This window comes from Phreatobacter stygius, assembly GCF_005144885.1.
GTDB classification, from domain to species: Bacteria; Pseudomonadota; Alphaproteobacteria; order Rhizobiales; family Phreatobacteraceae; genus Phreatobacter; species Phreatobacter stygius.
Genome location: NZ_CP039690.1, coordinates 3,505,393 through 3,531,233, shown reverse-complemented (window position 1 = coordinate 3,531,233; position 25,841 = coordinate 3,505,393). Strand labels below are relative to the sequence as shown.

Below are 25,841 nucleotides of genomic sequence, written 5' to 3'. Positions count from 1 at the left end.
TCAGGCGGCGAGCTTCAGCACCTGGGCGTCGTTGTTGCGCAGCCGGGTCAGGTAGAGCGCCTGGTAGTCAGCCGGCACCGCCGCCTTGACGCTCGGCCGCGCGGCCAGCGCCGCCCGCCAGGCCGCGACTTTCGGGAACGGCCTGGTCAAGCCGGCCTCAACGGCGGATTCCAGGGCGTCGATCTGCCGGAAGGCCGGCGCGAACACGGCATCGACATAACCGAAGGCGGTGCCGGCGAAATAGGGACCCTGGCCGAGCGTGTCTTCCAGGCGCTTGAACTTGGCGGTCACCGCGTCCCTGGCAGCGCCGAGTTCGGCGTCGGTCTTGGCCGTGCCGAGGCGAAACAGGTCAGCGAGGACGGTCGAGCCATATTCCATCCAGGCACGATGCTGGGCGCGTTCGAGCGGATCGGCCGGATGCAGCTTCGCACCGGCGGCGGTGTCCTCGATATATTCGACGATCACCGAGCTCTCGAACAGGATGGCGTCGTTCTCACCCGGCCGTTCGACCTTCAGCACCGGCACCTTGCCGAGCGGCGAAATCGCCAGGAACCAGTCGGGCTTGTTGGCGAGATCGATATAGACGACGTCGAAATCGACGTTCTTTTCCTTCAGCGCGATGATCGCGCGCTGAACATAGGGGCAGGTCGGAAAACTGATCAGCGTAAGCTTGGCCATGGGGTCGCTTTCTGCGGGGCGTGTCGGTGCGAGGAGAACGGCCTGGAGACCGGCTGATGCCGGCAGGTCAATTCTAGGTGGGCACCGACATCGCGCGAACCAAGCGGGCGCGGAGAGAAAATTCCGGCAAATTCGCGGGGCCGAAGAGATGATCCTGCGCCGCGGCCGAACCGCGACGCAGGGGTTGAACGGGCTCAGCCGAGCGACATGGTCAACGGCGGCACCACGGCCTCCGGGATCGGGCTGACATAGGGCGTCTTGCGGGTCCGCTCGGCGAGATCGGCCTTTGCCGCGGCGCGCAGCGCCGGGTCGGTCAACACCGCCGCGCCGGTGGCCGCCATGGCCTTTGCCACCTGCACCATGGCCTTGTGGGCGGCCGGGGCCTTGCCTTGCGCCACCACCTGCCAGGTATGGAACGGCGTGCCGATGGCGACCGTCGGCGCATGGGCCTGGACGGTCGGCACCACCCAGCTGACATCGCCAACATCGGTCGAGCCGATCGCCGGATTGCGCGGCGCATCGAGCGGCACCAGGAAATCGGCGAGCGGCGCATCGGTCTCCGGCAAGCCGATCGAGCGATAGACCGCGGCAATGTCCTGCGCCGACAGGGTCGAGCGGATCTGGCTGGCGAAAGCCCGGTCCTGTTCGTCGAAATGCGGCGGGCCGAGCTCCTCGAGGATCGAGTGCATCGCCTTCTCCAAGGGCCCGTTGCCGAGCACGTTGGAGACTGCGCTGACGATGCGCATCTCGACCTCGGTCTCGGTCATCATCGCCGCGCCCTTGGCGACTTTGTGGACCCGCTCGACCAGTTCGAGCATGCCGGGCAGGTCACGGGCGCGAATGGAATAGCGCACCCGGGCGGTCGCCTGGACGACGTTGGGCGCGATGCCGCCGGTATCGAGCACGGCATAATGGATGCGTGCGTCGCTCGGCATGTGTTCGCGCATGTAATTGACGCCGACGCTCATCAGTTCGACCGCGTCGAGCGCGCTGCGGCCGAGATGCGGTGCGGCCGCGGCATGGGCGGTGCGGCCGGTGAACAGGAAATCGGCGCGGGTATTGGCCAGCGACAAGGGCGGCGTCACCTCCCAGAAGCTCGACGGATGCCAGGAGATGGCGACATCGGCATCGGCGAAAGCGCCGGCCCGTACCATGAAAGCCTTGGCCGCCCCGCCCTCTTCGGCCGGACAGCCATAATAACGCACGCGGCCCGGGATCTTGTTTTCGGCCAGCCAGTTCTTCGTCGCGGTGGCCGCCAGCAGCGCGGCCGAGCCGAGCAGGTTGTGGCCGCAGCCGTGGCCGTGACCGCCAGCCTCGACCGGGCGGTGTTCGGCGACGCCGGCCTCCTGGCTCAAGCCGGGCAAGGCATCATATTCGCCAAGGAAGGCGATCACCGGACCGCCCTCGCCGGCCTCGCCGATCACCGCGGTGGGGATGCCGGCGACGTTCTCGGTGACACGAAAGCCCTGATGCCTGAGTTCCGCGACATGTTCGGCGACCGAACGGGCCTCGGTATAACAAACCTCGGGCATGCCCCAGACCCGATCGCTGAGCTCGATCAGCCGGTCCTTCGAGGCGTCGACGTGGCGCCACAACTCGTTACGATTGTCCATTCCGACCTCGCTTGATGATGTTGCGCCATTGTCCCAATCCGGCCTGGCGAAGTCCAGCTTCGCGCGCACCCTGGCAGCCGTGCAGGTCCTGCACATGCGGCGCATGGCCGGCGGCAAGCGCGCCGCCCGGGATTGCCGGCCGGCGCAATCTGATTGATTGAGAGGCGGCGGTGCCGGACAGCAATGCCCGGATCATCGCCCCTGAATGGCCATCGCCGGGGAGATCGACCTCGCATGAAAGGGCAGTCCATGACGCGCGCGACCGCAGCCGAAGAGGTCGTCCGGATCCTTCGCGACCGGATTCTCTCGGGCGTGCTCGAAGAGGGCGTGGCGCTCCGGCAGGAGAAGATCGCCACCGAACTGGGGGTCAGCCGGATCCCGGTGCGCGAGGCGCTGAAACAGCTCGAAGTCGAAGGGCTCGTCAAAATTGTCTCCCATTCCGGCGCCGTGGTGGCCGAACTCTCGCTCGACGAGATCCGGCAGACCTTCGAATTGCGCGCGGTGGTCGAAAGCTGGCTGCTGTCCGCCGCCATACCCTTCATGTCCGACGAGGACCTGGCGGAGGCCGAAGCCATCATCGCCGAGATGGACCATTCCGGCATCGAGACCTGGGGGGAAATGAACTGGCGCTTCCATGAGCGGCTGTACCGGCCGGCCAGGCGCGATCATATCACAGCGATGATCCGCAAGATCCACGAAGGCACCGACCGCTATATCTACATGCACATGAAGGTCACGGACGGGCGGCGAAAGGCTCAGGCGGACCATCGCCACATCCTGGAGCTCTGCCGGGCCAAGGATCTTCATCGCGCGGTCGCGGTTCTGGAAGCGCATATTCTCGACGTCGCGGACCGCTTGACCGAGAGTGTCGAAACCGCGCGGCAATCGGCAATGGCCAAGCGCCCCAGGCGGCGCCGGCGGACCGGTCAGCCGCAATGATCGCCCGCCTGCAGCGGCCGCTCGCCATGCCGGCCTGAGGCATTGCGAGGCCTCGGTTTGCCCTGTCAGCCGTGGCGGCGGCCGGTCGCCACCGGGCCGTCCGCCTGTTTCCAGGCACCGAGCCCGCCTTCGATATGGCAGGATGATGCAAGCCCGGCATCCTGGGCCGCCTGAACGGCCATCGCCGAACGCTCCCCGAAGGCGCAATAAAAGACCAGGCGCTTGCTGGTCGAAGCGACGAGCTCGTGCAGCAGGCCACCCGGCCTCACATTGTCCTCGAGATCGGAATAGGGCGCGTGCAGCGAGCCGGGAATGGTGCCGTGCTTGTCGCGCTCCTGCTGCTCGCGCAGATCGACCAGCACGATATCCGGCTGGCCGATCAGCGCCATGGCATCGCCCGGCGCGACCGCCCAGCCGCGCCGGGCGATCTCGGCCTGGGCCAGACCGACACGCATGTTGGCCGGCACCGCGACGTCCATCATCTTCGGATTCGGCAAATGGAGGCTGTTCATCAGGTCGACATATTGATCGACCGACGCGACCTGCAGCCGCGGATTGAAAGCTCGCTCTTCGGCGATCGTGCTGACCATGTCGCCTTTGTAGTCATGCGCCGGGAAGACCAGGGTTTCGTCCGGCAGCTTGAGCAGCTTGCCGAAGATCGATTCATACTGGGCACGCGGGTCGCCATTCTGAAAATCCGTGCGCCCGGTGCCGCGGATTAGCAGGGTGTCGCCGGTGAAGACCCGGTCGGGCAACAGGAAGCTATAGGAATCGTCGGTATGGCCGGGTGTGTAGAGCACATCCAGCGCAAGGCCTTCGATCTTCACCCTGTCACCCTCCGAGACGCGCATGGAAACCACGTCCACGCCGCTCTGCTCGCCCATGATGGTGATGCAATGGGTGCGGTCGCGCAGCGCCCCCAGGCCGGTGATATGATCGGCGTGAAGGTGGGTGTCCGCCGCCTTGACCAGTTTGAGGTCCAGCTCGCGCAACAGCTGGATGTAGCGATCCACCTTTTCCAGCACGGGATCGATGATCAGCGCCTCGCCGCCGCGCCGGCTGGCGAGGAGATAGCTGTAGGTTCCCGACGTCTGGTCAAAAAGCTGCCGGAAGATCATGACCTGGCCTCCACGCCCATGGTCGGCCGGCAGTCGTGAGGCCTCCACTACGACCGCCGCGCCCCCTTGTCAGGCCCTAAACCCGGCCCGGCTGCGGCACGATGCGGATATAGGGCCGCGGCGCTTTCCAGCCTTGCGGATAGAGCTGCCGGGCTTCGTCGTCGGTCACCGAGCCGGCAATGATGACGTCCTCGCCCTGCTTCCAGTTGACCGGTGTCGCCAGCCGGTGCTTGGCGGTCAGTTGCAGCGAATCGATCACCCGCAGCACTTCGTCGAAGTTGCGACCGGTCGTCATGGGATAGACCAGCACAAGCTTGATCTTCTTGTCGGGGCCAACCACGAAGACGTTGCGGACGGTCTGGTTGTCGGCCGGCGTGCGTGTCGTTGCATCACCGGTCGTGGCCGCGGCAAGCATGCCCCAGAGCTTCGAGATGCTCAGGTTGGTGTCGCCAATGAGCGGATAATTGGGTGCGAATCCCTGGGTCTCCTCGATGTCGCGTGCCCATTTCGCATGATTTTCGACCGGATCGACGCTCAGACCGATGACCTTGACGTCGCGCTTGTCGAACTCCGGCTTGATCTTCGCCATGTAGCCGAGCTCGGTCGTGCAGACCGGCGTGAAATCCTTCGGGTGCGAGAACAGCACGCACCACGAGTTGCCGATCCAGTCATGAAAACGGATGCGCCCCTGGGTCGTCTCTGCTTCGAAATCGGGCGCGATGTCGCCGATCTGGAGAGTCATGGCCAGTCTCCCTTCGCATCTTCGGGGGGCCGGCCCTTCCAGGGCCTCACCCCGGCCTCTGCTTGACGGGCCCGAACCGAGCACCGACCGACTGCAAAGCCTGATGAACGCGAGATCGACGAGCTTCAGCGCGCAGCGCCTCCCGCGAGGGACAATGTTCGGCTCGAACTGGTATTATCGTAACAGCTTCGCCTGTCCCGACTCAAGAGCCGACGCGCGCGTCTTGGCCTTTGCCCGACCGTCCGTCACGAGCCGACGCCCCGCGACATGCCCCTGAACGGTGCCGTCCACCCGAGACGCTCGCATTGGCGTCGGCCGCAAGACGCCCCGCCTGATTCCCGCCGCAGCGCCCCGGTTCCGCACGCCCTGCCTGCACCGGAACGATCGTTCAACGCGCCGTGCATCACTCCGAGATCAAAAGCATTTGCCATAATTGTATCCAAAATGTCGCTATTTTCGCCCATTTTCAGCCCCGTCGTCGCCTTCGAAGCGCTCGCAGCAAACGAAATTCAAGCACATTGACCAACAGATGTGCGGGATTTTCAGCATATTGAGGCATCTTGGACAGCGCTTGACGCGCTCCGCAAAAATGGCAAAATCGGATCCAATTTGGTGCATGCCGAGCATCGCGGTGATGCCGGCGCCAAAGGCCTTCAGGAGATCTTCATGGCCACATGGTCCGGCGTATTCCCCGCGGTGACGACAAAATTGAAGCAGGACGGCGCGATCGATCTCGCCGCGACGCAGGCCAGCATCGACCGCCTGATCGGCAACGGCGTCTCCGGGGTCATCGTGCTGCCAATGCTCGGCGAGAATGCCTCGATGCGCATGGAAGAAAAGGAAACCGTCATCCGCGCCGCGCGGGAAGTGGTCGCCGGCCGGGTGCCGCTGCTCTCAGGTCTCGCCGAGATCTCGACCGACGCCGCGGCCGCGTCCGCCCGCCTGTTCGAGCGCTTTGGCGCCGAGGGCCTGATGGCCTTCCCGAGCCTCGGCTACAAGACCGATCCGCGCGAGACCGCCGCCTGGTACAAGTCGCTGGCGGCCGCCTCGGGCCTGCCGATCATGATCTACAACAACCCGATCGCTTATGGCGTCGACGTCACGCCGGCGATCCTCGCCGACCTCGCCGGTACGCCGGGCATCGTCGCGATCAAGGAAGAGACCGGCGACATCCGCCGCATCACCGATCTCTACAACGCCCATGGCGACCGCTTCCGCATCTTCTGCGGGGTCGACGACCTGATCCTGGAGAGCATGGCGCTCGGCGCCATCGGCTGGGTATCGGGCATGACCAATGCCTGGCCTAGAGAATGCGTCGAGATCTTCAATCTCTGCGCCGCCGGCCGCTTCGCCGATGCGCTCGGCCTCTATCGCCTGATGACGCCGGCCTTCCATCTCGACACCCATGTCAAGCTTGTCCAGTACATCAAGATGGCCGAACACCTGGTCTATGGCGCGCCGGAATGGACACGCGCGCCGCGCCTGCCGCTGGTCGGCGCCGAGCGCGAGATGGTCATCTCCGTGATCAGCCGAACGATCGCCGATCTCGCCGCGCGCGAGAAGCGCGCGGCCTGATCGCGGCACAGCCGACGGGGCCGCGCCTGACGCGGTCCCGCCTCTGCTACCCGCCAACCAAGAAGCCCGGCCGCCCGACCGAAACCGTCGCGCGACCACGGGACTGCGCATCAAGCCCGGCGCCAGCCGGCTCGCCACAATCCGTTGAACAGAATGAGGGGATCATGTTCAAAGACAACGCTTCCGTCCTGCCCGCCGCGACAGCGCCGGCACCCGCCATGCCCGCCATCGGCGGCGTCGAACGCCGCGTGCTGATCGCCAGCCTCACCGGCAGCGCGATCGAATGGTTCGACTATTTTCTCTACGGCACGATCGCGGCACTCGCCTTCAACCGCCTGTTCTTCCCGAATTTCGATCCGGTCGTCGGGTTGATGCTGTCCTACCTGTCGTTCTCGCTGACCTTCTTCATCCGGCCGTTCGGCGGTTTCCTGTTCTCCCATATCGGCGACAAGATCGGCCGCAAGCGCACGCTGGTCCTGACGCTATCTCTGATGGGCGGCTCGACCGTGCTGATCGGCCTCCTGCCGAGCTATGACAGCATCGGCGTCTGGGCGCCGATCCTGCTGGTCACGCTGCGGGCGATCCAGGGCCTCGGCATTGCCGGCGAATGGGGCGGCGCTTTGTTGCTGGCCTATGAATATGCGCCGGCCGAACGCAAGGGCTTCTTCGGCTCGATCCCGCAAATGGGCATTCCGCTCGGCCTGGTCATGGCAACCTTGTCGCTGTCGCTGATGAGTCTCTTGCCGGACGACCAGTTCTTGTCCTGGGGCTGGCGCGTGCCCTTCGTGGCCAGCGCCGTGCTGGTGTTTCTGGGCCTTTGGATCCGCAACGGCATCGACGAGACACCGGAGTTCGAAAAGGCCAAGCGTGATGGTGACGTGGCCAAGGTGCCGTTGTTCGACACGCTGCGCTACCACTGGCGCGAGGTGCTGATCGCCACCGGCGCCAAGGTGGTCGAGACGGCGCCCTTCTATGTCTTCACCACCTTCGCGGTCAGCTATGCGACGACCAATCTGAAGATCGAGCGCTTCACCATCCTGAACTCGATCACGGTGGCGACCATCATCACCACCATGATGATCCCGATCATGGGACGGCTGTCGGACCGCTACGGCCGTCCGGCGGTGTTCCTCACCGGCACCGTGCTGATGGCGCTGTTCGCCTTCCCCTATTTCATGCTGCTCGACCTCAAGCACTATTGGGCCGTGGCGCTCGCCACCATCGTCGCGGTCGGGCTCATCTGGGCGCCGATCAACGCGACGCTCGGCACGCTGATGTCGGAGATCTTCGCCACCCGGGTCCGCTATACCGGCATCACGCTCGGTTCGCAGATCGGCGCGGCGCTGGCCGGCGGCACGGCACCGCTGATCGCCACCTGGCTCCTGGTGACGTTCAACGGCGACTGGTCGGCAGTGGCGATCTATATCATCGGCTGCTCGCTGGTCTCGCTGATCGCAGTGGTGAGCATTCGCCGCCTCGGCCGTTGACCCCGATCACGGCCCTGGCCGTGATCCCGATCGGACGCCGCGGCGCAATCCGCCCCGCGCGCCGACATCCGCGAAAAACGCCCGTCGCCCTTGCAGTTTCCTGCCTGGACGGGGGCCGCGCGACACGGCATGGCTCGCAAGCCATGCCGACCTCGTCCACCTCTCCGAGCCCCAGCGCACCAGCCGGCTTCAGCCTTGCCGGCATGGTCGAAGGCGTCAGACTGTCGCTGCCCATGGTGCCCGGCATCCTGATGGCCGCCGGCGCGGTCGGTGCGGCGTCTGCCGAGAAAGGCCTGAGCCTCGGCGAGGCGACGCTGATGAGCTTTCTGGTCTATGCCGGCGCCTCGCAACTGCTCGCCCTGCAGCTCTGGCCCTCGACCTGGACCTGGCCGGCACTGGCCGCCCTGGTGCTCGTGGTCTTCGCGGTCAATCTCCGGTTGGTGCTGATGGGCGCGGCGCTGCAGCCCTATCTCGCCCGCGGCATGCCGCGCGGCACACCCTATCTCGCCCTGGTCACCCTGACCGACGCCAATTTCGTCATCGGCTCGCGTTACAGCGCCGACGGCGGTCGCGACACCGGCGTGTTCCTCGGCGCCGGCCTGTTCATGTGGCTGATCTGGGTGGTGGCGACGGTTCCCGGCCATGTGCTCGGCTACATGCTGACCGATCCCCGGCGCTTCGGCCTCGATCTGGTCATGCCGCTGCTGTTCACCATCATGGCGGTCGGGCTGTTCCGGCTGAAGCGCGACAGGCTGGTCTGGCCGGTCGCGGCGGGCGTCGCCGTCGTCACCGCCCAACTCGTCTCCGGCTATTGGTTCATCATCGTCGGCGCCGTCGCCGGCTCGGTCGCGGCGGGACTGTTCCGCCGCCATGACTGACGGGCCGAACCATGACTGACTGGCTGGACCAAGGTTTGATCGGGCCGATCAGCGCCATCATCGCCATGGCGGCGGCCACCTATTTCATCCGCGTCCTCGGCTATTGGATCATGGGCCGCGAGCCGCTGACGCCGTTCGTCCGCGCCGCGCTCGAGGCGCTGCCAGGCGCCATCGTGGTGGCGACCATCGTGCCGCTGGTGGTGCGCGGCGGGATCAGCGCCTGGGTTGGCATGGCCTGCGCCGCCGGCACGATGATCCTGGTGCGCCGCGACGTCGTCGGGCTCGCCGCCGGCCTTGGCGGTGCCATTCTGGTGCGCGCGCTCGGCCTGCCTTGACGCCGGTCGGACCGCGCCCCAAGTCTTAATGAAACATGGCATGATTGACGATCGCGGATGTCGCTCACGAGGGCCTGACCGCATGACCATGCTGCCGCACGGCTTTCATCACATCCGCCTCAACCTGGCCCGCTCCAAGGACTTCCCGGAGGGCTCGAAACGTCACGGCTACGAGTTCGTTGCGCCGCTCAACAGCGCCGGCCATATCGACGTGGCCGCCTGGAAGACCCACAAGAACCTGTGCAAGGTGCGCCGGTTCTGGGCCGGCGAACCGGACGAACACGGCCTGCTGACCCATCGCCAGGGCGGCACCAGGGGCGCCACCTGGATCTTCGACTATGACGGGGCCGCCGCCGACGACGACGAAGCCGGCTATCGCTTCGGCGAGCACCCCTTCGAAATCGGCGAATATGTCTCGATCAAGGATGACGACGGCGCGCTGCGCACCTTCGTGGTGACCAGCGTCAATGCGGTTTGATCCGCCGCCCGGATTTCCCGCGCGGTCTGGTCAGGCGAGCGCGGCCGCCAGCGTCTCGTAGAGCGGGTTCTCGGCCGAGAAGACATAGTCGAGTTCGCTGACCGAAACGCTCTCAGCCCCCTTGTCGCGCAGGAAACGCGCCAGGGCGAACAAGGCCTGCGGCGGACAATGCAGCGTCAGCATGCCGGACGACGTCGGTCCGCCGAACGGTGCCGCCGCGCCGAAACGGGTCGTCACCTCCTCGACCAGCTTGTTGTCGGCGGCCTTGAAGCGGGTGCGAACCTCGCGGACCTTGCGGGCGCGCGCTTCCGAGGCGATGCGATCCAGCATGTCGCGGGCGCTGGCCCGCGCCGGCTCGCTCCAGGCCGCGGTGCGCGAGGCCACCAGATGGGCTTCGGATTTCAGGATCACGCCGTCGTCGAGCACCTTCAGCGCATTGGCGGCGAGTGTCGCGCCGGTCGTGGTGATGTCGACGATCAGCTCGGCGGCGCCGGCCGCCGGCGCGCCTTCGGTGGCGCCGGTCGATTCGACAATGCGGTAGTCGGCAATGCCGTGCCGGTCGAAGAAGCCGCGGGTCAGATTGAGATATTTGGTGGCGACGCGCATGCGCGAACGGTTGCGGCTGCGGAACTGGCTCGCGACATCGTCGAGATCGGCCATGCAACGCACGTCGATCCAGGCCTGCGGCACCGCGACGATGACATCGGCACGCGAAAAGCCGAGTGCCGAGAGCGAGATCATCTTGGCCTCGGGATCGGTCGTCGCCTCATGCATCAGGTCGAGCCCGGTCAGCCCGAGATGGACCGAACCGGCAACCAGTTCGCGGGCGATTTCGGAAGCCGACAGGAAAGCGACCTCGACACCGTCGAGGCCCGGGATGGTGCCGCGATAGTCGCGGACGCCGCGGCCTTGCACCGGTTTCAGGCCGGCACGCTCCAGAAAGCCCTGGGCGCTGTCCAGGATGCGGCCCTTGGAGGGAATGGCGAAAACGAGGCTCGACGGCTGGCTCATGCGCGGCCTCCCGCGACGGCGAGCCGCTCGACCCAGAAGGCGCAGCCGACCGCCGGCACCTTGAGGTCGAGGCCAAGCCGTGCCGTCATCATGTCGGTCAGCCGGTCGTAGCGGCCACCACCGACCAGCGGCTTTTCGACCTGGCCCGAGCCGTCGTGGATCTCGAAGACCAGGCCGGTGTAATAGTCGACGTCACGACCGAAATGGGTCGAAAACCGCACCGTCGAGAGGTCGACGCCGCGTTCGGCAAGCAACCCATTGCGGCGCGCCAGCGCATCGAGCGCCGCCGAAAGGTCGAGCCTGGCCTCGGCGGCGATCGCCCGCAATTGCTGCTCGGCCGAGACCGGGTCGCCTTCGACGCTCAGCACCTGCTGCACCACCGCGACCTTGTCCGGCCACAGGCCGCCCGAACCGAGAGCCGCCTGCTCCAGGAAGCGCTCGGCGATATCGGCGGCCGACCGGCCGCCCACCGTCGCGATGCCGGCGATCGACAGGAGATCGGTGACCAGCGCATGGGCCGCCTTCGGGTTGGCCCCCTCGAGCGCGGCGAGCAGGCCGGCATGGGCGGGCGCGTGGGTCGAGGGATCGGCCAGCCGCTTCAGGTCGTCGGCCAGCATGTCGTTGCGGCGGAAGTCCTTGATCAGCCGGCGGCGCCAGGCCGGCGACAGATCGAGCGCGCGCAGCAGTGCCAGGAAGATGCCGACATCGCCCATGGCGACGTCGAGCGGACCATCGGCATAAAGCCTGGCGCCCTCGAGCCCGAGCGCCACCACCTCGGCATCGGCCGCTTCGCGATCGGCGCGGCCGAGCAGTTCGATGCCGGCCTGGGCGAACTCGCCGGGCAGGCCGGGCCGGTGCCGGAACACCGGACCGAGATAGGAATAGGCTGCCGCCTCGCCCGCCCGAGCGCTTTCCAGATGCGCCTGGACGACCGGAATTGTGTAATCCGGGCGCAGGCACATCTCGGTGCCGTCGGCATCCGAGGTCAGGAACAACCGGCGGGCCATCGCCTCGCCGACCAGGTCGCGGACCAGATCGGCGGCGATCAGCAGCGGCGGCTCGGCGCGCGCGAAGCCGGCCTCTGCCAGCAGCGCGGCGAGGCTGAGATCAAGGGCGGGAGCGGCGGCGCGCGTGGTCATGACCAACCCGGAGAGAAATCAGGCGTCCTGTGTCGCATGGTCGAGTGAAAAGGTTCTGACTTTGCTCGACCATGGCTGTTCGCGGTTGCTGTAGCCGGCTCAGGCCGGAAGGTCGAGCCCTTCGTCCCAATAGGGCACCGGGCCATAGAGCGCGGCAAGCCAGTCGATGAACACCCGGACCTTCTGCGGCAGGAAACGGCGCGTCGGGTAGACCGCGTGAACACCGACCCGGCGCGAGGCGCGCCATTGCGGCAGCACGACCTTGAGCCGGCCATCCTTCAGTTCCGGGCCGACGTCCCAGGTCGAACGCAGGGATATGCCGATGCCGGCCAGCGTCGCCTCGCGGATGACTTCCGACGAATTGGTCTTGAGCGGTCCGTGCAGGCGAACCGTCTGATTACCCTCGGGACCCTCGAGCCGCCACGTGTCGGTATTGTGCGACAGCAGCGCGTGGCCTGACAGCGCGGCGATGGTTGCCGGCGCGCCGCGCTCGGCAAGATAGGCGGGGGCGGCGACCAGGAGGCGATGATTGGGCGCCAGCCGGCGGGCGACGAAGGAGGAATCGTCGAGTTCGCCAATGCGCACCGCCAGGTCATAGCCTTCGCCGACAATGTCGACGAAGCTGTCCGACAGTTCGAGATGGACCACCAGATCCGGATTGGCCGACAGGAACGACCTGAGATGCGGCGCGATATGCAGGCGCCCGAACGAGGTTGGCGCCGAGACCCTGAGCGTGCCGCGCGCCAGCGACGAGCGTCGGGTGACGAAGGCTTCGGCCTCGTCGATGGACGCCAGGATCGCCACCACCCGCTCGTAATAGCCCTGCCCGGCCTCGGTCAACGACAACTGCCGCGTGGTGCGCTGCAGGAGCCGCGTGCCGAGCCGGTCTTCCAGCCGTTTGATGCGTTTGGAAATGACCGCCGGCGACAGGCCCATTTCGCGGCCCGCGGCCGACATGCCACCGGCGGTGACGACCCGGGCAAACACTTCAAGATCGGCAAGCGGCGTCACGAAAGGTGGTCCATCTTTTCCGTTGAGGAAATAATCTTGGCCGTTTCAATCGCGTTCCGCCAGTCCCGAACCGCGCTATATTGGATGGTATCAAAGGGGCGGGGGACGCTGCGGACCTGTCGGGTCCGGACCTTTGTGGAGGAACCGATGACCATCGCCTTTCCAGAGCCACGTCCTGACGTTCTCGCCAAACGCGACGAGGTGATCGCCCGGCTGAGACAGATCGTGCCGGGTGAAGGCGTGATATCGGAAGAAAACGAGCGCCGGGCCTTCGAGACCGATGCGCTGACCTCCTACCGGCGCGTGCCCATGGTGGTGGTGCTGCCCGAGACCACCGAGCAGGTCGCGGAGATCCTCAGGTTCTGCCACCAGGAGGGCGTGCCGGTGGTGGCGCGCGGCGCCGGTACCTCGCTTGCCGGCGGCGCCATACCGCAGGAAGACGCCGTCGTGCTCGGCGTCGCCAAGATGAACCAGGTGCTCGAGACCAATTTCGCCGACCGCACCATGCGGGTTCAGTCTGGTATCACCAATCTCGCCATCTCGGGCGAAGTCGCCCATGCCGGCTTCTTCTACGCGCCGGATCCGTCGAGCCAGCTCGCCTGCACCATAGCCGGCAATGTCGCGATGAATTCCGGCGGCGCCCATTGCCTGAAATATGGCGTCACCGCCAACAACATCCTCGGGCTCAAGCTGGTGACCGTCGAGGGCGAAGTGGTCGATATCGGCGGCGAGGCGCTCGATTCCGGCGGCTATGACCTGATCGGCCTGATCGTCGGCTCGGAAGGCCAGCTCGGGGTCGTGACCGAGGTCACCGTGCGCATCCTGCGCTCGGCGGAAGGCGCCCGGCCGGTGCTGTTCGGCTTCGACGAGATCGGCCAGGCGGGCCGGACCGTGGCCGACATCATCGGCGCCGGCATCATCCCGGTGGCCATCGAATATATGGACAAGCAGGCCATCGAGATCTGCGAGGCCTTCGCCCATGCCGGTTACCCCCTCGATGTCGAGGCCATGCTGATCATCGAGGTGGAGGGATCGGACGCCGAGATGGACGCGACGCTCGCCCGCATCGTCACCATCGCCAAGACGCACGACGTCAAGGTGATCAAGGAGTCGAAATCCGCCATGGAGACGGCGGCGATCTGGAAGGGCCGCAAATCGGCCTTCGGCGCCACCGGCCGGGTCGCCGATTACATCTGCATGGATGGCACCATCCCGACCGGCCGGCTGCCCGAGGTGCTCGAGGGCATCGACCGGATCGTCAAGGGATATGGCCTGAGGGTCGCCAACGTCTTCCACGCCGGTGACGGCAACCTGCACCCGCTGGTCATGTTCAATGTCAACGACCCGGAAGAGCAGGTGAAGGCGGAACATGCCGGCGAAGACATCCTCAGGCTCTGCGTCCAGGTCGGCGGCTGCCTGACCGGCGAACATGGCGTCGGCATCGAAAAGCGCGACCTGATGCGCGAGCAGTTCAACGACACCGACCTGTTGCAGCAGACGCGGATCAAGTCGGCGCTCGACCCGAAATGGATCCTCAACCCCGCCAAGGTGTTTCCGCTCGACGCGCCCCGGGAGCCACTGCCCGGAGCACCGGCCGAGCCGCCGCGGCAAGCCGCATGAAAAGCCTGGCATCATGACCCTGCATCGCCCGACAACATCGGCCGAACTCGCCGCGATCGTCGCCGAGGCACGCGCCGCCCGAACGCCGCTCGCCATTGGCGGCGGCCTGACCCGCAGCGGGCTTGGCCGGCCGGTCCAGGCGGCCGCCGAAATCTCGACCCGGGGACTGACCGGCATCACGCTCTACGAGCCCGCCGAGCTGGTGATCGCGGCGCGCGCCGGCACGCCGCTCCGCGAGGTCACGGAAGCCTTGGCTGCCAAGGGCCAGCGGCTGCCGTTCGAGCCGATGGACCATCGCAGGCTTTACGGCACGACCGGCGAGCCGACCGTCGGTGGCGTCGCCGCCGGCAATGTTTCGGGCCCTGCCCGGATCAATCTCGGCGCGGCGCGCGATTCGATGATCGGCCTGAAATTCGTCAACGGCCGCGGCGAGGACATCAAGTCCGGCGGCCGGGTGATGAAGAACGTCACCGGACTGGACCTGGTCAAGGCGCTGGCTGGCTCGCACGGCACTCTCGGCATTTTCCATGAGATCTGCTTCAAGGTGCTGCCGGTCGCCGAAAGCGAAGCGACCCTGCAGTTGGGCGGGCTTACCGACATCCAGGCGATCGAAGCCCTGTCGACGGCGCTCGGCTCGCCATTCGAGCCGACCGGCGCGGCGCATTTGCCCGCCGGCGGCGGCGAGGCCGCGCGCACCCTCCTGCGGATCGAGGGCTTTGCGCCCTCGATCGCCTATCGCAGCGGCGAACTTGCCAAGCTCTTGAAGCGCTTCGGCATGCTTGAAACCATCGCGCAGGACCAGGCCGCGGCACTCTGGCGCGATATCCGCGATGCCGCCCTGTATGCCGGCTCGGGGACCGCGGTCTGGCGCATCTCGGTCGCGCCCAGCAAGGCCGCAGCGCTCGGCGCGAAACTCGCGGGACGCGGGGCGCGACTGTTCTACGACTGGGGCGGCGGGCTGATCTGGGCGGCGGTCGAACCCGCGGGCGACGCCGAGGCATCGTTCGTCCATGCCCAGGCCAAAGCCGCCGGCGGCCACGCCACCTTGGTCCGCGCGCCCGACGCGGTCCGGCTTGCCGTCGACGTCTTCGATCCACCGGCACCGCCGCTGATGGCCATGCAGAAGAAGCTCAAGGCGAGCCTCGATCCCGACGGCATCCTCAATCCAGGCCGCATGTACGCAGGCGTGTGACATCCAATGCAAACCAATTTCACTGCCGAGCAACTGGCCGACCCGAAGCTTGCGAGCTCTGAGAAGATCCTGCGCACCTGCGTGCATTGCGGCTTCTGCACCGCCACCTGCCCAACCTATCAATTGCTCGGCGACGAGCTCGATTCACCGCGCGGGCGCATCTACCTGATGAAGGAGATGTTCGAAACCGGCCGGCCGGCGACGGCCGAGGTGGTGAAACATGTCGACCGCTGCCTGTCCTGCCTGTCCTGCATGACCACCTGCCCATCGGGGGTCAACTATATGCACCTCGTCGATCATGCCCGTGCGCATATCGAGGAAACCTATGCGCGGCCCTGGCAGGATCGGCTGGTCCGCGCCGTGCTGGCGCGGGTGCTGCCCTATCCGAACCGGTTCCGGCTGGCTCTGGCCGGCGCCTTTGTCGCCAACAAGGCGCTCAGGGTCGCCTCCCGGCTGACCTGGAAGGGCCGCGTGCCGGTGGCGCTGGCGCGCCGCGCCGCCGGCCCGATCTCGGACAAGATCGGCCTGATGAAACGCACCCGTGCCATGCTGGCGCTGGCGCCCGAGCGACTGCCGAACCGCTCGCCGATCGACCGGCCGGCGGTTCATGCGGCGCAAGGCGCGCGCAAGGGCCGCGTGGCGATCCTGCAAGGCTGCGCGCAGCCGGTGCTGCAGCCCTCGATCAACGAGGCGGCGCTGCGATTGCTCACCCGCAATGGCATCGAAGTGGTGTTCGCGGCAGGCGAAGGCTGCTGCGGCTCCCTGGTCCACCATATGGGCCGCGAGCAGCAGAGCCACGCCCAGGCGAAACAGGCAATCGACGCCTGGATCAGGGAAATGGACGGGGCCGGTCTCGACGCCATCGTGATCACCGCGTCCGGCTGCGGCACCACCATCAAGGACTACGGTTTCATGCTGCGCGACGACCCTGCTTATGCCGACAAGGCCAGGCGGGTTTCAGCGATCGCCAAGGACATCACCGAATATGTGACGAGCCTGACCCTTGGCGCTCCGGTACGCCAGGTCGACCTGATTGCGGCCTATCATTCGGCCTGTTCGATGCAGCATGGCCAGCAGATCAAGGACCAGCCGAAAACCCTCCTGAAAGCCGCGGGATTCACCGTCAAGGAGCCGCCGGAAGGCCATATGTGCTGCGGCTCGGCGGGCATCTACAACATCATGCAGCCGGAGATCGCCGGGCGGCTGCGCGACCGCAAGATCGGCAATATCGAAAAGCTCAGGCCCGACCTGATCGCCACCGGCAATATCGGCTGCATCACCCAGATCGCCAAAGGTTTCGCCGAGCGCGAAAAGCCGATCCCGATCGTCCACACCGTGGAGCTTCTCGACTGGGTGACCGGCGGACCGCGGCCGGAAGCATTGGCCGATGCCGGCCTCGATGAGGTTGCGCAAGCGCAACTGGCGGCGGTGTCGCGCTAGACGGTCTCCGCCGCAGCCTCGTGTGCAATGACGTCGAGAGCGTCACGCAAGGCAGCGAGTTCGTCCTTCAACTGGCTGATCTCGGGCAGGCTTCGACCGATGGCGCAGGCCATGGCGATGGGCACGCCGCGCGCCTTGTCGCGCAGCTTCCGTCCTTGATCGGTGAGTGACACGCGGACCGAACGTTCGTCGGCGGGATCGCGCAAGCGCCGGACCAAACCGGCACTCTCCAACCGCTTCAACAGCGGCGTCAAGGTTCCGGAATCGAGCGCGAGGCGCTCGCCGATGGCCTTCACCGTCACGTCGTCCCGCTCCCATAGAACCAACATGGCGAGATATTGCGGATAGGTCAGGCCGAGCCGGTCCAGGTGCGGCTTGTAGACACGGTTGAAGGCATGCGCCGCCGAGTAGACCGCGAAGCACAGCTGGTCGGCCAGATTCAGGCCGTCATTCCGGTCGGGCATGGCTGCCTCCTCGCGCGGCAAAGACTCGATCGCGGATTATGGAGCACGCACTTCAATTGCGCAAAATCGAATTGCGCATGCCCTTTATTCGCAATTTAAGTTGCGCACAATTTAATTGCGTGCAATTTACAACGCCGCTCACGGGGCAATGCTGAGCCCAAGACACGGGAAGGACAACGCCATGAAGGTTCTCTACACGACCAAAGCCACCGCTACCGGCGGCCGCGAAGGCATCGCGTCCAGCGAAGACAAGCATCTTTCGGTCAAGCTGAACACGCCTAGGGAACTCGGTGGCGGCGGCGGCGACGGCACCAACCCCGAGCAGCTGTTCGCGGCCGGCTATTCCGCCTGCTTCCTCGGCGCGCTGAAATTCGTCGCCGGCAAGGCCAAGGTGGCGGTATCAGATACCACCACGGTGACCGCGACGGTCGGCATCGGTCCGCGTGACGACGGCCAGGGTTTCGGCCTCGATGTGGCACTCGCCGTCAACCTGCCGGGGGTCGAGCGGGCGGTTGCCGAGGAGCTGGTCGCCAAGGCCCATGTCGTCTGCCCCTATTCGGACGCGACCCGCGGCAATCTGAACGTTCGCCTGTCGGTCGCCTGATCGGGCCGCCAACACGCAAGAACCCAGGCAAGGGCCTGAAGCGGTCCCGCCGCTTCGGGCCCTTTGGCGTTCAGGCGGTCACCGGCTCGCCGAGCTGGTAACGCGCGACAAATTCGGCGAGGTCCGCGTCGGTGACATGCTCCTTGGCCATGGCGCGGGCACGATTGCCGATCAGCGCCCATTTGTCGAAGGGGATGCGGCTCATCACCGCCGCCCTGACCGACGGCATCGCTTCGGCGACCTCGGCAACCGTGATCACCTCGCGGCGCGCGTGGAAATCCTTTTCCTTGCGGGCAAAACGCCGGTTGCGCCCCTTCTGGATCTCGTAATTGGCAAAGCCGAGCCCCGACTTCAGATATTTCATGTGCCAATAGGCGAAACCGGCGAAGACCCGGTCGAAGTAATATTTGCGGAAATCCTCGAACCGGCGGTCGTGGACGAAATAGGCGTCCGGCGTCATGGCGAAGAAGCCGATATCGCCATTGCCCGAAAACGGCGTGCCGGCATGCACGCCAATACGGCCTTCGGCGTCGCGGGCAAGATTGAGACCGGAGAAACAATTCATCCGGCCGGGCTTCAGCCCATTCTCGCGCAGGTCGGCAACCATCGGCCGCAGCAGCCGGTCGAAGGCGACGTGGTCGTCATCGAGTTTCACAACGATCTGGCGCGAGGTCTGCGCCAGCGCGAAGTTCGAATAATTGACGACGCTATGCGGCGAATCGCCGGGTTCGGCGGCGTGTTCCTTCGAACCCGGCGGATGGACCCGCGGCAAATAGTCGAACAGCTTCAGCTTGTCCGGGCCGAGCTCGCCTTGGAGGCGGAGCAGGATTTCGGCGGTCGCATCGGTGCACTGGTTATAGACGGCGATGATCTCGTCGACATAAGGCGCGTGGCTGAGGATGGTCGGCGCAATGAAATCGGCGCCGTTCTTGGTCCGCACAAAGGCGGAAATGCCGGGCAAACGGCTATCGACTTTCAGGTCGGCCGGGCTGAAGGAATAGGTCTCGATCGATGTGACGTGCGCCATGGGCTCGAAATTTGTGGCGGGCGCGATCACATAGACGGGCATTGGATGAAAAGCCAGCGAGGCCGCCCGACACGGGATCTTTTCCCTCACGGAACAAGTGCTCGTCGCTTTTGCTTATTTTAGCAAAGACCCCGGTCGGTTAGATAATTCCCTCGAAGCGGGCGAAGGCCCGCGAGCCACGAAGGACCAGCGCCATGACCGCAGCCCAGACAATCGAGCGTGCCCTGCCGGGCGTCACCATCAAGGCACCAATGGGACCGCGTTTCGACGAGATCCTGACGCCCGAGGCGGTCGGCTTCATTGTCGACCTGCAGCGCAAGTTCAACGAAACCCGCAAGCGGCTCTTGAAGCTGCGCGCCGAGCGGCAGAAGCAGTTCGACACCGGCGCGCTGCCGGACTTCCTGCCCGAGACCAAGCATATCCGCGACGGCGCCTGGACTGTCGCATCGATCCCCGCCGACTTGCAGGATCGTCGTGTCGAGATCACCGGTCCGGTCGACCGCAAGATGGTGATCAATGCCCTGAACTCGGGCGCCAAATGTTTCATGGCCGACTTCGAGGACGCCAATTCGCCAACCTGGGTCAACCAGATCGACGGCCAGATCAATCTGAAGGACCGCTGGGCCGGCACGCTCGCCTTCACCGACCCGAAGAGCGGCAAATCCTACGCGCTGAACGATACGGTGGCGGTGATCATCCCGCGGCCGCGCGGCTGGCACCTGCCGGAAGTGCATGTCGAGGTCGACGGCGAAGCCATGTCCGGCGCACTGTTCGATTTCGGCCTCTATACCTTCCACAACGCCAAGAACGCCATTGCCCAGGGCTCTGGCCCCTATTTCTACCTGCCCAAGATGGAGAGCCATCTGGAGGCGCGGTTGTGGAACGACGTGTTCGTCCATGCCCAGGACAAGCTCGGCATTCCCAAGGGCACGATCAAGGCAACCGTGCTGATCGAAACCCTGCCCGCCGCCTTCGAGATGGACGAAATCCTGTTCGAGCTCAGGGATCACATGGCTGGCCTCAATGCCGGCCGCTGGGACTACATCTTTTCGTTCATCAAGAAGCTGGCCAAGAACCAGAACTATGTCCTGCCGGACCGCGGCCAGGTGGTGATGAGCAAGGCTTTCCTGAAGGCCTATGCCGAGCTCCTGGTGAAGACCTGCCACAAGCGCAACGCCTTCGCGATGGGCGGCATGGCGGCGCAGATCCCGATCAAGAACAATCCGGACGCCAATGCGGCCGCCTTCGCCAAGGTCAAGGCGGACAAGGAGCGCGAGGCGACCATTGGCCATGACGGCACCTGGGTCGCCCATCCCGACCTCGTGCCGGTGGCCATGGAAGCCTTCGACCGGCTGATGCCGCAGCCGAACCAGGTGGCCAAGCAGCGCGACGACGTCACCGCCGGCCAGAAGGAACTCCTGACCATCCACGAGGGCACCCGGAGCGAGGCCGGCTATCGCGAGAACATCCGCGTCGGCGTGCAATATATCGAAGCCTGGCTGCGCGGCCGCGGCGCGGTGCCGATCTACAACCTGATGGAAGATGCGGCGACCGCCGAGATCTCGCGCGCGCAGATCTGGCAATGGACCAAATATGGTGTGGCGCTGGAGGGAGGCGTGACCTGCACGCCGGCCTATTTCGAAAAGGCGCTGCCGGAGGAAATGGACAAGGTGAAAGGCGAGGTCGGCGCCGAGGCTTTCGCCAATGGGCGCTTCCCGGAAGCCATCGCCCTGTTCAAGAGCCTGTCGCTGGCCGCCGAGTTCGAAGAGTTCCTGACGCTGCCGGCCTACAAGATGCTGGTCTAGTCATCGGGAACGCCGCGCCGGCCGGATGATCGGCCGGCGGCAAGCTGACAGCTCCCTGACATTCGACGGCTGTGGCGGATCCGCCACAGCCGCTTTTGTTTCGCCCACATTGCACCACATTTGAGCAGACTGGCCCGGTCCTGCTGCCTTTATAATCTTGTCAGAAATCAGCGAACGGTGTGCTCTCGATGGGTGTTTTCGAGGTGACTTCTGCGGTTTCGCGCCGCCGGATGATCACCTTCAAGATCGCCCATGGAGAGAAAATTATGGCGCGTATGACCATCCTCGCCGGCCTGATGGCGGCGACCCTTGCAGGTCCGGCTTTCGCGGCCGACGTGGCAGTGCCGGTCGCCCCCGCGGCACCGGTCTCGCCCTGGGACTTCGCCTTCGGCGCCAAGGCGATGTCCGACTACAATTTCCGCGGCATCTCGCAGTCGGCACGCGGCCCCGCGTTCAGCGCCTATGGCGAGCTGCGCTACAACTGGCTCTATGGCGGCGCGGCGTTCTGGACCACCAAGCTGCCGAATGCGCCGGTCGGTGAAATCGACCTTTATGCCGGTATCCGCCCGGTGTTCGGCAACCTGACCCTCGATCTCGGTGTGATGTATTACCTCTACACGCCGGAGCGGCAGTTCATCACCGACTATGTCGCCGGGCCGGCGCCGGTCATCGTGGTGCCGCCGACCGCGCTTGCCGGCATCTGGACCCCGAAGAATACCGACTTCTGGGAATTCTACGGCAAGGCCGGTTATGATTTCACGCCGCAGCTGAATATCGGTGCCGCGGTCTATTATGCGCCGAACTGGCTCGGAACCGGCGCCTCCGGTACCTATGCCGAATTGAACGCCAAGTATAAACTGCCCAGCGATTTCGCCATCTCCGGCGCCATCGGCCACTACTGGCTCGGCACGACCAGCTTCCTGCCGACCGGCACCAACTTCAATATCAAGGACTATCTCTACTGGAATGCCGGCGTGTCCTGGACCTACAAGGAAACCGTCACGCTCGACCTGCGCTATCACGGCACCAACCTGAACTCGACCGATTGCTTTGCCACGACCAGCGACTATCGCGGCGTCTTCAGCGGTTCGGGGCGCTCCAACTGGTGCGGCCATTCGGTGGTCGCCACGCTGTCGGTCGACCTGCAATGGTCGAAGCTGCCGCTGCGCTGACGCCCTCCTTGATCCACGACGACAAGAGGCCGGGTTTCGACCCGGCCTTTTTCATGCGCGGCGTTCGCGCCGAGCCCGCCGGCCGATGCGACGTCACGCCGCGCCCGTGCCGCCACTGGCGTAACCCATTGAGCTGTCCCATGTTGAGCGGGCAGCGGGTTCGCCTTGGTCTTGTCACGACCGGATGATGGTGTGACATCTTCCAGCAATACGGCGGTGCGAAACCGGCTGTCGATGCGGGGGCACCCCGCCACGAATGGTCTTCCGGAGGATCTTTCCCCATGAATGAACAAGAGCGCGACATTCTCGCCGGCCTGTTTGATCGCTTGAGGTCGGCCGAGGGGCAGCAGCGCGACCCGCAGGTCGACGCCTTCATCAGAGAGCGTCTGGCCCAGCAGCCCGGCGCCGTCTACGCCATGCTCCAATCCATGTATGTCTCCGACCAGACCATCGCCGAGATATCGCGGCAGAGCGAAGAACAGCAGGCGCAGCTGCGCCAATTGCAGGCCCAGGTTCAGCAGTTGCAGCAGCAGGCCGCTCAGCCCGCGCCACAGCAGGGTTCAGGCGGGTTCCTGTCGGGCATTTTCGGCTCCAAGCCGTCGGTCCCCTCGTCCGCGCCGCGCCCGATGGGCGGGCCGCCGCAAGGTGGACCGCAGGGTGGCCCCTGGGGCCAGCCGCAGGGTGGACCGCAGGGCGGTGGTTATGGTGCGCCGCCTCCCGGCGCTTTCGGCGGACCGCCTCCCGGTGGTGGCTATGGCGCCCCGCCGCCGCAGGCCATGGGTCAGCCCGGCCCCTGGGGCGGACAGCCGCAGCAGCAACAGCCGCCCCAGCGTCAGGGCGGCGGCTTCCTGGCGACGGCCGCCACCGCGGCGGTTGGCGTGGCCGGCGGCATGCTGGCTGCCAATGCCATTTCCAGCATGATGGGCGGCGGCTCGCGCGCGGCCCAGGCGCTCGGCGGCACGCCGGCAACGCCCGCCGCCGGTGCGACACCGGCCTCGTCGACACCCGCGGCCGGATCGACCCAGGCCTCAGCCGACGACAAAGCGGCCAGCTCGCCGGACAGCGTCACCGGCAGCGACGGCGGTTATGACAAGAGCGGCAACCAGAATGCCGATTACGGTGGCGACAGGAACTACGACACCGCGTCCAACAACGGCTCCTACGATAACGCCTCGTATGACGACGGCGGCGACGACTTCGGCGGCGACGATTTCAGCGAGGACGTCTGAGCCCCTGGCCGGCGCCTGAGCGGAGGCTCGGCGCTCGAAAGAGCCGAGACTTTGCCTTGAAAGCCATGCAGCGGCCGCCCATCGGGCGGCCGTTTGCTTGTGTGCACCGCGTCATACTGGACAAGGCCCCTGACGGGTGGCATGAACCAGCGCGAACGACGAACCAAGAGCGGATGGGCGATGAAGACCTTCTTCCTCAAGTTCTTCACCTGGTGGAACAGCCAGACCTTCGGCACGCAATATACCGTGTGGCGTTACGGCGTGTTCGTCGGCGAGGACGAGGCCGGCAACAAATATTACCGCTCGCGCTACGCCAAGGATCCGGCGCTCGGCCATGAGCGGCGCTGGGTGGTCTACAAGGGCCTGGCGGAAGCGTCCGCGATTCCGCCGGGATGGTGGGGCTGGATGCACCACAAGACCGAGACGCCGCCGACCGAAGAGGCTTATGAGCCGCGGCCGTGGCAGAAGCCGCACCTGCAGAACATGACCGGCACGGCGCACGCCTATCGTCCGCCCGGCTCGACGCTTGCCGGCGGCAAGCGGCCGCATGCCACCGGTGACTACGAGGCCTGGACCCCGGGCCGGTGATCTCGGAGACCGGCCGTGATCCGGCCGGATCTCGCTGAAATCCTTTGCCTCGGCTTGGTTCCGCCACGATCGACGTGATAGTTCCAGGCTCGCACCGGGCGCCAGCGCCCTTGTTTTCATGCCGTGCATCGGGCTCGCATGGGCCCGCTGCTGAGCGGCGTAGCAGAGACGGTAGTCCCGCTTGGCGATGCTCTTTGTCCCGCGCTTCGCGCTCCTGACCGGTCTTGCCGTCCTGCCGATGATCGCCACGAGCGCTCTGGCGCAGCTGCAGCTGGGGCCGCCGCCGCAACAGCAGCAGCGCCCGGCCCAGCCGGGTCAGCCCGGCCAGCCCCAGCAGTTGAGCCCGCAGGCACCGCGCCCGCCGCAGCAGGCGCGGCCGGCCCGGCCGGCGACGCCCTCCGACACGCCACCGTCCGGCCAACCCGACGCGTCGCGCGACCAGCGCCGGCGTGCACTGCCCGGCGAGACCGTGGCACCGGCGCCGGACGAGACGGTGATCGCTCCGCCGCGGCAGCGCATCACCAATCCGACCGCGGTGTTTTCCGGCCTCGACAAGATCACCGGCCGGATCATCGCCTTCGACGTCGCGATCGACGAGACCGTGCAGTTCGGTGCGCTGCAGGTCACCCCCAGGGTCTGCTACACCCGGCCGCCAACCGAAACACCACAGACCACGACTTTCGTGGAGGTCGACGAGGTGACGCTGAACGGCGAGGTGCGGCGCATCTATTCCGGCTGGATGTTCGCCGCCAGCCCCGGCCTGTCGGGGGTCGAGCACGCCGTCTATGACGTCTGGCTGACCGACTGCAAGCAAAGCGCGCCGGTCATTCCGGGCCAGGCCCAGAGCCAGCCGCCAGCGACACGCTGAGCGCGCGGAGCGCAGGCCTCCTCCCCCTTTCGATGCGGTTCCATCCCTGCCGGACATCCGGCACGCCGCTGCGCCGCATCGCGGCAGGGACGCCGGATTGTGGGTTGAAACCACGGGAGATGCAGGGTGAATAGGAAACCCCACGCCCGGGGCCGGATGACCAGGTGCTGCCTGCATGACCATGCGCTCGATTGCCCTCGATACGCTGCCCGATGACCGCGTCTACAAGATCCTCTGTTCGCTGGTGATCCCCCGGCCGATTGCACTGGTCTCGTCGATGAGCGCCAAGGGCGAGGTCAATGCCGCGCCGTTCTCCTTCTTCAACGTTTTTTCCGAGGCGCCGCCGCTGGTCGTGCTCGGCCTGCAGCACAAACCGGATCATTCCGCCAAGGACACCACGCTCAACATCCAGGAGACCGGCGAATTCGTGGTCAATCTGGTTGACGAGGCGCTGGCCGAAGCGATGAACATCTGCGCCACCGATTTCCCGGCCGAGGTGTCGGAGATCGCGGCCGCAGGGCTGACGACCGCGGCCTCCACCCTGGTCAAACCGCCGCGCATCGCGGAGGCGCCGGCCGCGCTGGAGTGCCGGCGCGAGGTGTCGCTCGCTTTCGGCCCGCAGCGCGAATTGCTGGTCGGCCGCGTCATGCATGTCCATGTCCGCGAGGACGTCATGAACGAGCGCTTCGACGTCGATATCGAGGCCTACAAGCCGATCGGCCGGCTCTACGGCAATCTCTATACGCGCCAGCACGACGTCTTCGCGTTGAACCGCGTGAGTTATGCCGACTGGCAAGCCAGCCAGGCCAACAAGAGGACCGGCTGAGC

The 25,841-nt window shown here is 66.0% G+C and carries 25 protein-coding genes; 16 read left to right on the top strand and 9 right to left on the bottom strand.

All coding sequences use genetic code 11. From position 1 onward, the window contains the following. Positions 1-678, bottom strand: coding sequence for a glutathione S-transferase family protein (locus tag E8M01_RS16630; RefSeq protein ID WP_136961138.1), 678 nt, complete (start codon positions 676-678; stop codon positions 1-3). A 194-nt stretch (positions 679-872) separates the two neighbouring features. Further along, a complete protein-coding gene (locus tag E8M01_RS16625) occupies positions 873-2,291 on the bottom strand; it encodes a M20 family metallopeptidase (protein WP_136961137.1) in 1,419 nt (472 codons plus the stop codon). 249 nt (positions 2,292-2,540) lie between these two features. On the opposite strand from E8M01_RS16625, the gene E8M01_RS16620 reads away from it, so the two are divergent. Beyond that, positions 2,541-3,230 (top strand): GntR family transcriptional regulator, encoded by a 690-nt coding sequence (locus E8M01_RS16620; RefSeq protein ID WP_170181932.1) that lies wholly within the window; start codon positions 2,541-2,543, stop codon positions 3,228-3,230. A 65-nt stretch (positions 3,231-3,295) separates the two neighbouring features. Here the strand turns inward: E8M01_RS16620 and E8M01_RS16615 are convergent, their stop codons facing one another. Both E8M01_RS16615 and E8M01_RS16610 read right to left on the bottom strand, forming a co-directional pair. Next, a complete protein-coding gene (locus E8M01_RS16615) occupies positions 3,296-4,348 on the bottom strand; it encodes an MBL fold metallo-hydrolase (RefSeq protein ID WP_136961135.1) in 1,053 nt (350 codons plus the stop codon). Between the two features lie 76 nt (positions 4,349-4,424). Beyond that, positions 4,425-5,090, bottom strand: coding sequence for a peroxiredoxin (locus E8M01_RS16610; protein WP_136961134.1), 666 nt, complete (start codon positions 5,088-5,090; stop codon positions 4,425-4,427). Between the two features lie 666 nt (positions 5,091-5,756). Between E8M01_RS16610 and E8M01_RS16605 the strand changes: the two genes are divergently transcribed. From E8M01_RS16605 to E8M01_RS16585, 5 genes are all read left to right on the top strand, one after another. Then, positions 5,757-6,665, top strand: coding sequence for a dihydrodipicolinate synthase family protein (locus E8M01_RS16605; RefSeq protein ID WP_136961133.1), 909 nt, complete (start codon positions 5,757-5,759; stop codon positions 6,663-6,665). Positions 6,666-6,829: 164 nt separating this feature from the next. Beyond that, positions 6,830-8,152, top strand: a complete 1,323-nt coding sequence (locus E8M01_RS16600; RefSeq protein WP_136961132.1) for an MFS transporter — start codon at positions 6,830-6,832, stop codon at positions 8,150-8,152. A gap of 143 nt (positions 8,153-8,295) precedes the next feature. Next, a complete protein-coding gene (locus tag E8M01_RS16595; RefSeq protein ID WP_136961131.1) occupies positions 8,296-9,030 on the top strand; it encodes an AzlC family ABC transporter permease in 735 nt (244 codons plus the stop codon). Positions 9,031-9,041: 11 nt separating this feature from the next. Next, positions 9,042-9,365 carry an AzlD family protein gene (locus E8M01_RS16590; protein WP_136961130.1) on the top strand — a complete coding sequence of 108 codons (324 nt, stop codon included), beginning with the start codon at positions 9,042-9,044 and terminating at the stop codon, positions 9,363-9,365. An 82-nt stretch (positions 9,366-9,447) separates the two neighbouring features. Further along, entirely contained in the window at positions 9,448-9,843 is a 396-nt protein-coding gene (locus E8M01_RS16585) for a hypothetical protein (protein WP_136961129.1), read from the top strand. 30 nt (positions 9,844-9,873) lie between these two features. Here the strand turns inward: E8M01_RS16585 and hisG are convergent, their stop codons facing one another. From hisG to E8M01_RS16570, 3 genes are all read right to left on the bottom strand, one after another. Then, the gene (hisG, locus tag E8M01_RS16580; protein WP_136961128.1) at positions 9,874-10,854 is read right to left on the bottom strand and encodes an ATP phosphoribosyltransferase; all 981 of its coding nucleotides are present in this window, start codon (positions 10,852-10,854) and stop codon (positions 9,874-9,876) included. Next, on the bottom strand, positions 10,851-11,993 hold the full coding sequence (locus tag E8M01_RS16575; protein WP_136961127.1) for an ATP phosphoribosyltransferase regulatory subunit: 1,143 nt from the start codon (positions 11,991-11,993) through the stop codon (positions 10,851-10,853). Before E8M01_RS16575 ends, hisG begins: the two co-directional genes overlap by 4 nt. Before the next feature lie 99 nt (positions 11,994-12,092). Next, positions 12,093-13,004 carry a LysR family transcriptional regulator gene (locus tag E8M01_RS16570; protein WP_136961126.1) on the bottom strand — a complete coding sequence of 304 codons (912 nt, stop codon included), beginning with the start codon at positions 13,002-13,004 and terminating at the stop codon, positions 12,093-12,095. A gap of 147 nt (positions 13,005-13,151) precedes the next feature. On the opposite strand from E8M01_RS16570, the gene E8M01_RS16565 reads away from it, so the two are divergent. From E8M01_RS16565 to E8M01_RS16555, 3 genes are read left to right on the top strand one after another with little or no spacing between them, the layout of a single operon-like run. Continuing rightward, on the top strand, positions 13,152-14,624 hold the full coding sequence (locus tag E8M01_RS16565; RefSeq protein WP_136961125.1) for an FAD-linked oxidase C-terminal domain-containing protein: 1,473 nt from the start codon (positions 13,152-13,154) through the stop codon (positions 14,622-14,624). Positions 14,625-14,637: 13 nt separating this feature from the next. Continuing rightward, positions 14,638-15,816, top strand: coding sequence for an FAD-binding protein (locus tag E8M01_RS16560; RefSeq protein ID WP_136961124.1), 1,179 nt, complete (start codon positions 14,638-14,640; stop codon positions 15,814-15,816). A gap of 6 nt (positions 15,817-15,822) precedes the next feature. Beyond that, the gene (locus E8M01_RS16555) at positions 15,823-17,256 is read left to right on the top strand and encodes a heterodisulfide reductase-related iron-sulfur binding cluster (protein ID WP_136961123.1); all 1,434 of its coding nucleotides are present in this window, start codon (positions 15,823-15,825) and stop codon (positions 17,254-17,256) included. Here E8M01_RS16555 and E8M01_RS16550 read toward each other — a convergent pair. Then, entirely contained in the window at positions 17,253-17,720 is a 468-nt protein-coding gene (locus tag E8M01_RS16550) for a MarR family winged helix-turn-helix transcriptional regulator (protein WP_136961122.1), read from the bottom strand. The two genes, E8M01_RS16555 and E8M01_RS16550, sit on opposite strands and share 4 nt — an antisense overlap. A gap of 181 nt (positions 17,721-17,901) precedes the next feature. Here E8M01_RS16550 and E8M01_RS16545 point away from each other — a divergent pair, with 181 nt between their 5' ends. Then, a complete protein-coding gene (locus E8M01_RS16545) occupies positions 17,902-18,324 on the top strand; it encodes an organic hydroperoxide resistance protein (protein WP_136961121.1) in 423 nt (140 codons plus the stop codon). A gap of 70 nt (positions 18,325-18,394) precedes the next feature. Here the strand turns inward: E8M01_RS16545 and E8M01_RS16540 are convergent, their stop codons facing one another. Next, the gene (locus tag E8M01_RS16540) at positions 18,395-19,351 is read right to left on the bottom strand and encodes a glycosyltransferase family 2 protein (RefSeq protein ID WP_136961120.1); all 957 of its coding nucleotides are present in this window, start codon (positions 19,349-19,351) and stop codon (positions 18,395-18,397) included. A 194-nt stretch (positions 19,352-19,545) separates the two neighbouring features. On the opposite strand from E8M01_RS16540, the gene aceB reads away from it, so the two are divergent. The 6 genes from aceB (at position 19,546) to E8M01_RS16510 (ending at position 25,839) form a co-directional block, all read left to right on the top strand. Further along, complete coding sequence (aceB, locus tag E8M01_RS16535) at positions 19,546-21,156, top strand: malate synthase A (protein WP_136961119.1); 1,611 nt, start codon at positions 19,546-19,548, stop codon at positions 21,154-21,156. 266 nt (positions 21,157-21,422) lie between these two features. After that, positions 21,423-22,328, top strand: a complete 906-nt coding sequence (locus E8M01_RS16530; RefSeq protein ID WP_170181930.1) for a TorF family putative porin — start codon at positions 21,423-21,425, stop codon at positions 22,326-22,328. A 281-nt stretch (positions 22,329-22,609) separates the two neighbouring features. Further along, a complete protein-coding gene (locus E8M01_RS16525) occupies positions 22,610-23,557 on the top strand; it encodes a DUF2076 family protein (protein ID WP_136961117.1) in 948 nt (315 codons plus the stop codon). Positions 23,558-23,737: 180 nt separating this feature from the next. Further along, complete coding sequence (locus tag E8M01_RS16520) at positions 23,738-24,145, top strand: NADH:ubiquinone oxidoreductase subunit NDUFA12 (protein ID WP_136961116.1); 408 nt, start codon at positions 23,738-23,740, stop codon at positions 24,143-24,145. Between the two features lie 187 nt (positions 24,146-24,332). After that, positions 24,333-25,013 carry a DUF2155 domain-containing protein gene (locus tag E8M01_RS16515; protein WP_211596740.1) on the top strand — a complete coding sequence of 227 codons (681 nt, stop codon included), beginning with the start codon at positions 24,333-24,335 and terminating at the stop codon, positions 25,011-25,013. A gap of 175 nt (positions 25,014-25,188) precedes the next feature. Beyond that, positions 25,189-25,839, top strand: a complete 651-nt coding sequence (locus E8M01_RS16510; protein ID WP_246088760.1) for a flavin reductase family protein — start codon at positions 25,189-25,191, stop codon at positions 25,837-25,839. The last annotated feature ends 2 nt before the right edge of the window (positions 25,840-25,841 follow it).

Coding starts and splice junctions, on each gene's coding strand:
- E8M01_RS16630 (WP_136961138.1), bottom strand. CDS start 678: ATGGCCAAGCTTACGCTGATCAGTTTTCCGACCTGCCCCTATGTTCAG.
- E8M01_RS16625 (WP_136961137.1), bottom strand. CDS start 2,291: ATGGACAATCGTAACGAGTTGTGGCGCCACGTCGACGCCTCGAAGGAC.
- E8M01_RS16620 (WP_170181932.1), top strand. CDS start 2,541: ATGACGCGCGCGACCGCAGCCGAAGAGGTCGTCCGGATCCTTCGCGAC.
- E8M01_RS16615 (WP_136961135.1), bottom strand. CDS start 4,348: ATGATCTTCCGGCAGCTTTTTGACCAGACGTCGGGAACCTACAGCTAT.
- E8M01_RS16610 (WP_136961134.1), bottom strand. CDS start 5,090: ATGACTCTCCAGATCGGCGACATCGCGCCCGATTTCGAAGCAGAGACG.
- E8M01_RS16605 (WP_136961133.1), top strand. CDS start 5,757: ATGGCCACATGGTCCGGCGTATTCCCCGCGGTGACGACAAAATTGAAG.
- E8M01_RS16600 (WP_136961132.1), top strand. CDS start 6,830: ATGTTCAAAGACAACGCTTCCGTCCTGCCCGCCGCGACAGCGCCGGCA.
- E8M01_RS16595 (WP_136961131.1), top strand. CDS start 8,296: ATGCCGACCTCGTCCACCTCTCCGAGCCCCAGCGCACCAGCCGGCTTC.
- E8M01_RS16590 (WP_136961130.1), top strand. CDS start 9,042: ATGACTGACTGGCTGGACCAAGGTTTGATCGGGCCGATCAGCGCCATC.
- E8M01_RS16585 (WP_136961129.1), top strand. CDS start 9,448: ATGACCATGCTGCCGCACGGCTTTCATCACATCCGCCTCAACCTGGCC.
- hisG (WP_136961128.1), bottom strand. CDS start 10,854: ATGAGCCAGCCGTCGAGCCTCGTTTTCGCCATTCCCTCCAAGGGCCGC.
- E8M01_RS16575 (WP_136961127.1), bottom strand. CDS start 11,993: ATGACCACGCGCGCCGCCGCTCCCGCCCTTGATCTCAGCCTCGCCGCG.
- E8M01_RS16565 (WP_136961125.1), top strand. CDS start 13,152: ATGACCATCGCCTTTCCAGAGCCACGTCCTGACGTTCTCGCCAAACGC.
- E8M01_RS16560 (WP_136961124.1), top strand. CDS start 14,638: ATGACCCTGCATCGCCCGACAACATCGGCCGAACTCGCCGCGATCGTC.
- E8M01_RS16555 (WP_136961123.1), top strand. CDS start 15,823: ATGCAAACCAATTTCACTGCCGAGCAACTGGCCGACCCGAAGCTTGCG.
- E8M01_RS16550 (WP_136961122.1), bottom strand. CDS start 17,720: ATGCCCGACCGGAATGACGGCCTGAATCTGGCCGACCAGCTGTGCTTC.
- E8M01_RS16545 (WP_136961121.1), top strand. CDS start 17,902: ATGAAGGTTCTCTACACGACCAAAGCCACCGCTACCGGCGGCCGCGAA.
- E8M01_RS16540 (WP_136961120.1), bottom strand. CDS start 19,351: ATGGCGCACGTCACATCGATCGAGACCTATTCCTTCAGCCCGGCCGAC.
- aceB (WP_136961119.1), top strand. CDS start 19,546: ATGACCGCAGCCCAGACAATCGAGCGTGCCCTGCCGGGCGTCACCATC.
- E8M01_RS16530 (WP_170181930.1), top strand. CDS start 21,423: ATGGCGCGTATGACCATCCTCGCCGGCCTGATGGCGGCGACCCTTGCA.
- E8M01_RS16525 (WP_136961117.1), top strand. CDS start 22,610: ATGAATGAACAAGAGCGCGACATTCTCGCCGGCCTGTTTGATCGCTTG.
- E8M01_RS16520 (WP_136961116.1), top strand. CDS start 23,738: ATGAAGACCTTCTTCCTCAAGTTCTTCACCTGGTGGAACAGCCAGACC.
- E8M01_RS16515 (WP_211596740.1), top strand. CDS start 24,333: ATGCTCTTTGTCCCGCGCTTCGCGCTCCTGACCGGTCTTGCCGTCCTG.
- E8M01_RS16510 (WP_246088760.1), top strand. CDS start 25,189: ATGACCATGCGCTCGATTGCCCTCGATACGCTGCCCGATGACCGCGTC.